This is a genomic window from Kitasatospora sp. NPDC005748, assembly GCF_040630735.1.
Lineage (GTDB): Bacteria > Actinomycetota > Actinomycetes > Streptomycetales > Streptomycetaceae > Kitasatospora.
Genome location: NZ_JBEXYD010000139.1, coordinates 1 through 4,061 on the forward strand (window position 1 = coordinate 1; position 4,061 = coordinate 4,061).

General features: G+C 77.1%; 3 protein-coding genes. All 3 read right to left on the reverse strand.

The features are described from left to right. Positions 1 to 87: 87 nt before the first annotated feature. The gene (gene pgm / locus ABZ495_RS36785) at positions 88 to 1,737 is read right to left on the reverse strand and encodes a phosphoglucomutase (alpha-D-glucose-1,6-bisphosphate-dependent) (RefSeq protein WP_359804763.1); all 1,650 of its coding nucleotides are present in this window, start codon (positions 1,735 to 1,737) and stop codon (positions 88 to 90) included. 248 nt (positions 1,738 to 1,985) lie between these two features. After that, positions 1,986 to 2,633 carry a hypothetical protein gene (locus ABZ495_RS36790; RefSeq protein WP_359804761.1) on the reverse strand — a complete coding sequence of 216 codons (648 nt, stop codon included), beginning with the start codon at positions 2,631 to 2,633 and terminating at the stop codon, positions 1,986 to 1,988. Then, the gene (locus ABZ495_RS36795) at positions 2,630 to 4,012 is read right to left on the reverse strand and encodes a DUF58 domain-containing protein (protein WP_359840342.1); all 1,383 of its coding nucleotides are present in this window, start codon (positions 4,010 to 4,012) and stop codon (positions 2,630 to 2,632) included. Before ABZ495_RS36795 ends, ABZ495_RS36790 begins: the two co-directional genes overlap by 4 nt. Positions 4,013 to 4,061: the final 49 nt, after the last annotated feature.

A 4,061-nucleotide genomic window follows, 5' to 3' on the forward strand; every position in this document is an offset into this window, starting at 1 on the left:
GCCTGGTCAAGGTCCCCGGCTACACCCGGCTGCCGCTGACCGACGCGGCCCAGCAGGTGCGGAAGACGGCAGGTGCGGAGCGGGAGGTCAGGCCGCCGGGCCCGCGAGGACCTCGTTGACCAGTTCGCGCGCCTCGGCCTGGACCCGGGCGAGGTGGTCGGCCCCGTGGAAGGACTCCGCGTAGATCTTGTAGACGTCCTCGGTGCCCGAGGGGCGGGCCGCGAACCAGGCGTTCTCGGTGCAGACCTTGATCCCGCCGATCGCGGCGCCGTTGCCGGGCGCCTCGGTGAGGACGGCGGTGACCGCCTCGCCCGCCAGGTCGCCGGCGCGGACCTGCTCCGGGGACAGCCGGGCCAGCAGCGCCTTCTGCTCGCGGTCGGCCGGGGCGTCCACCCGGGCGTAGGCGGGGGCGCCGAAACGCTCGGTGAGGTCGCGGTAGTACTCGCTGGGCGTGCGGCCGGTCACCGCGGTGATCTCCGAGGCCAGCAGGGCCAGCAGGATGCCGTCCTTGTCGGTGGTCCACACCCCGCCGTCGCGGCGCAGGAACGACGCCCCGGCCGACTCCTCGCCGCCGAACGCGATCGAGCCCTCCAGCAGCCCGTCGACGAACCACTTGAAGCCGACCGGCACCTCGACGAGGTCCCGCTTGAGGTCGGCGGCGACCCGGTCCAGCATCGAGGAGGACACCAGCGTCTTGCCCACCGCCGCGTCCACCGGCCAGTCGGCGCGGTGGCGGTACAGGTAGTCGACGGCGACGGCCAGGTAGTGGTTCGGGTTCATCAGGCCGCCGTCCGGCGTCACGATGCCGTGGCGGTCGGCGTCCGCGTCGTTGCCGGTGGCGATCGCGAACCGGTCCCGGCGCTCGATCAGCGAGGCCATCGCGGCCGGCGAGGAGCAGTCCATCCGGATCTTGCCGTCCCAGTCCAGCGTCATGAACCGCCAGGTCGGGTCGGTGACCGGGTTGACGACGGTCAGGTCCAGCCGGTGCGTCTCGGCGATCCGGCCCCAGTAGGCGACCGACGCCCCGCCCAGCGGGTCGGCGCCGATCCGCAGGCCCGCCGCCCGCACCGCGTCGAGGTCCAGCACCGAGACCAGGTCCTCGGTGTAGGCGGTGAGGTAGTCGTGGCGGCCGGTGGTCGCGGCGGCCAGGGCACGGGCGTAGGGCACCCGCTTGACGCCCCGCAGGCCGTCCCGGATCAGGGCGTTGGCGCGGTCCTGGATCCAGCCGGTGGCCTCCGAACCGGCCGGACCGCCGCTCGGCGGGTTGTACTTGAACCCGCCGTCGCGCGGCGGGTTGTGGGAGGGCGTCACCACGATGCCGTCGGCCAGTGCCTGCGGGTGGCGCCGGTTGTGGGCCAGGATCGCGTGCGAGACGGCCGGGGTGGGGGTGTAGCCGTCGGCGCTGTCCAGCAGGACGGTGACGCCGTTGGCCGCCAGCACCTCGACGGCGGTCGCCCGGGCCGGCTCGGACAGGGCGTGGGTGTCCGCGCCGAGGAACAGCGGGCCGGTGGTCCCCTGGGCCACCCGGTACTCGCAGATCGCCTGCGTGGTGGCGGCGATGTGGTCCTCGTTGAACGCGGCGTCCAGCGAGGAGCCGCGGTGCCCCGAGGTGCCGAACGCCACCCGCTGGCCCGGCTCCTCCGGGTCCGGGTGCAGCGTGTAGTACGCCGTCACCAACCGTGCCACGTCCACCAGGTCGTCCGGCTGCGCCTGCTGCCCGGCCCGTGCGTGTGCCATCGTCTCTCCCACAGTGTTCCTCGCCGTGCGCCGGCCGCGCGGCCCGGCGCATCCTTCTGCCCCGTGCTCACCGATCGTAGCCAGCGCGCGACCTTCGGCCCACACGGGGCGACCCCCGGGCACCGGACCATCCGGCACGAGCGGCGCCCGGCGAGGCGGGGCGGGGGGCGCACGACCGGGGCGCGCACGGCGACGGCGGAACACCCCGGAACCGGGCGACCGGCGACCCGGCGCGGGCCCGCGGGCGCTCAGTCGCCGGGGTGAGGCTCCGCCGGCCGTGCCCGGAGGCCGGGCCGGGGTCGGAGCGCATGGGTGACGCCCCAGGCCGCGGCCGCCAGGCCGGCCAGGGCGATCGGGCGCGACCACTCCCCCGCGCCGGTCGACGCGAGGGCCACGGACAGGACCAGGCCGGACGCGGCGAGGGCGGCCAGTGCGTGCACGGGCCGGACGCGGTCGCGCTGCGGGCCGAGGACGTCGACCAGCAGCAGGTAGCCGATCAGGAGCGCGACCACCGCCGCGATCCCGCCGAACGGGGGCTCGCCCAGCGCGGCCAGCAGCACGCTCCCGGCCGCCAGCACGGTGCTGCGCGACGCGGCGAGCCGACCGGGCCAGCTGTGCGGGCGGCGCGGCGGCTCGTCCAGCGGCGGGGCGGCCCAGAGGGCGAAGACCGCGGCGACGACCGCGGCGACCGGGCCGAACCGGTCCACCGCGCCGTCGACGGTGCCGCCGACCCCGGCGGCGGTGAGCGCCAGCGCCACGCCGGTGCAGCGCAGTGCGGCCCGCTCGGCCCACCCGACCCACCGGGCGGCGGGCGCGATCCCAGGCTCGGCAGCGACCGAATCAGCGACCGAGGCGGTTGTCGGGGCAGCGGCCAGGGTGTCGTCGACGGTGGTCATCGGGCTCCTCCCCCGATCCGGCGGCGCAGCAGTGGCGCGAGCGCCAGGTCGAGCGCCTCGCCCGGGGTGTAGCGGGCCACCGGGATGCCGCGGGCGCGCAGCGCCGAGCGCATCGCCTCGCGTTCGGCGTGCCAGAGCCGCAGGGCCACCGCGCCGATCTCGTCACCGGGCTCCACCGCCGGTTCGCCGGCCGGGACCTCCACCACGACCAGCGGGTTGCCGCGGTCGCGGACCTGGCCGAGCACGTCCAGGATGCGCTGGTCGGCGAGCGAGGTGAAGGCGTACACCAGCGCGTGGCCGGGCAGCGCCGCCGCCGGGAGCCGGGGCACCAGGGGGCCGCGGTGGCCCCGGTCCTGGCGGACCTCCAGCACGCTCTCCACCATCCGGTAGAAGTGCCGGTCCCCGCTGCCCGCGGCGAGCCAGCGCAGCTTCCCGCCGACCGCGATCAGGCCGACCCGGTCGTGCCGGCGCAGGTAGGCGCGGGTCAGGCCGCCGGCCGCGCGCAGCGTCTCGTCGAGGCTGGACCGGCCGGTGGCCGCGTCCAGGAAGTCGGCCAGCGTGTCCAGCAGGACGACCGCGTCGGCGGCCCGCTCCGCCGCGAACTGGTTGATCTGGACGGCGTCGCGGCGGGTGGTCGACGGCCAGTGGATGCGCCGCTGGCGCTCACCGGGCACGTGCGGGCGCACGCCGACGACCTCGACGCCGGTGCCCTCGTGCGCGGTGGTGTGCTCGCCGAGGCGTTCGGGCAGCCGTACCGGGATCGGGGTGAGTCGGGCCGCGCTCGGTACCGGGAAGACGTCCACCGTGCCGAGGTCGGTGCGCACCGTCCGGCGGGCCAGACCGCCGGCGTCGTAGACGTCGATGTCGACGCTGCCCAGGGTCCAGCGGCCCCAGCGTTCGGCCCGGAGCACCAGGTCGACCTCGGTGGCGCCGACGGTCACCGCCGTCAGGGCGACGCCGGGGCCGAGGGCGACGGCCGGGTCGAGCCGGCCGATCCGTCCGTCGTGGCGGACGGTGACCCGTACGGTGATCGGCTCGCCCTCCAGGCAGCGGCTCGGCTCGACGCTGTTCTCGGCGGCCAGCCGGGACGGCCGGCCGGTGCCCGGGGCTGCCAGGGCGAGCAGGACGGCCGGTCCCGCGGCCAGCGCGAGCAGCCAGGCGTGGCCGGTGGCCAGCGCGGCGACGGCCGCGACGGTGGCCACGGTGAGCAGGCGCAGGGTCCGCTCGCCGGGGCGCCAGTGCGGGGAGGGCGGGGTGCTCGGCAGGCCGGCCGCGGTGGCCCGGGCGCTGCGGGCGACCAGGCGCGCGGCGGCCTGCTCCGGGCCCCGGGTGGCCGTCCGCCGGGCGGTTCCCGGGCCGGTGCGCGGGTCGGCACTCAGGCCGGACCGCGTACCGGTCGGCCCTCCGGTCCGGGCGGTCCGGGCCGGG

Excerpts from the sequence above, each read along its gene's own strand:
- pgm (WP_359804763.1), bottom strand. The coding sequence starts at position 1,737 with ATGGCACACGCACGGGCCGGGCAGCAGGCGCAGCCGGACGACCTGGTG.
- ABZ495_RS36790 (WP_359804761.1), bottom strand. The coding sequence starts at position 2,633 with ATGACCACCGTCGACGACACCCTGGCCGCTGCCCCGACAACCGCCTCG.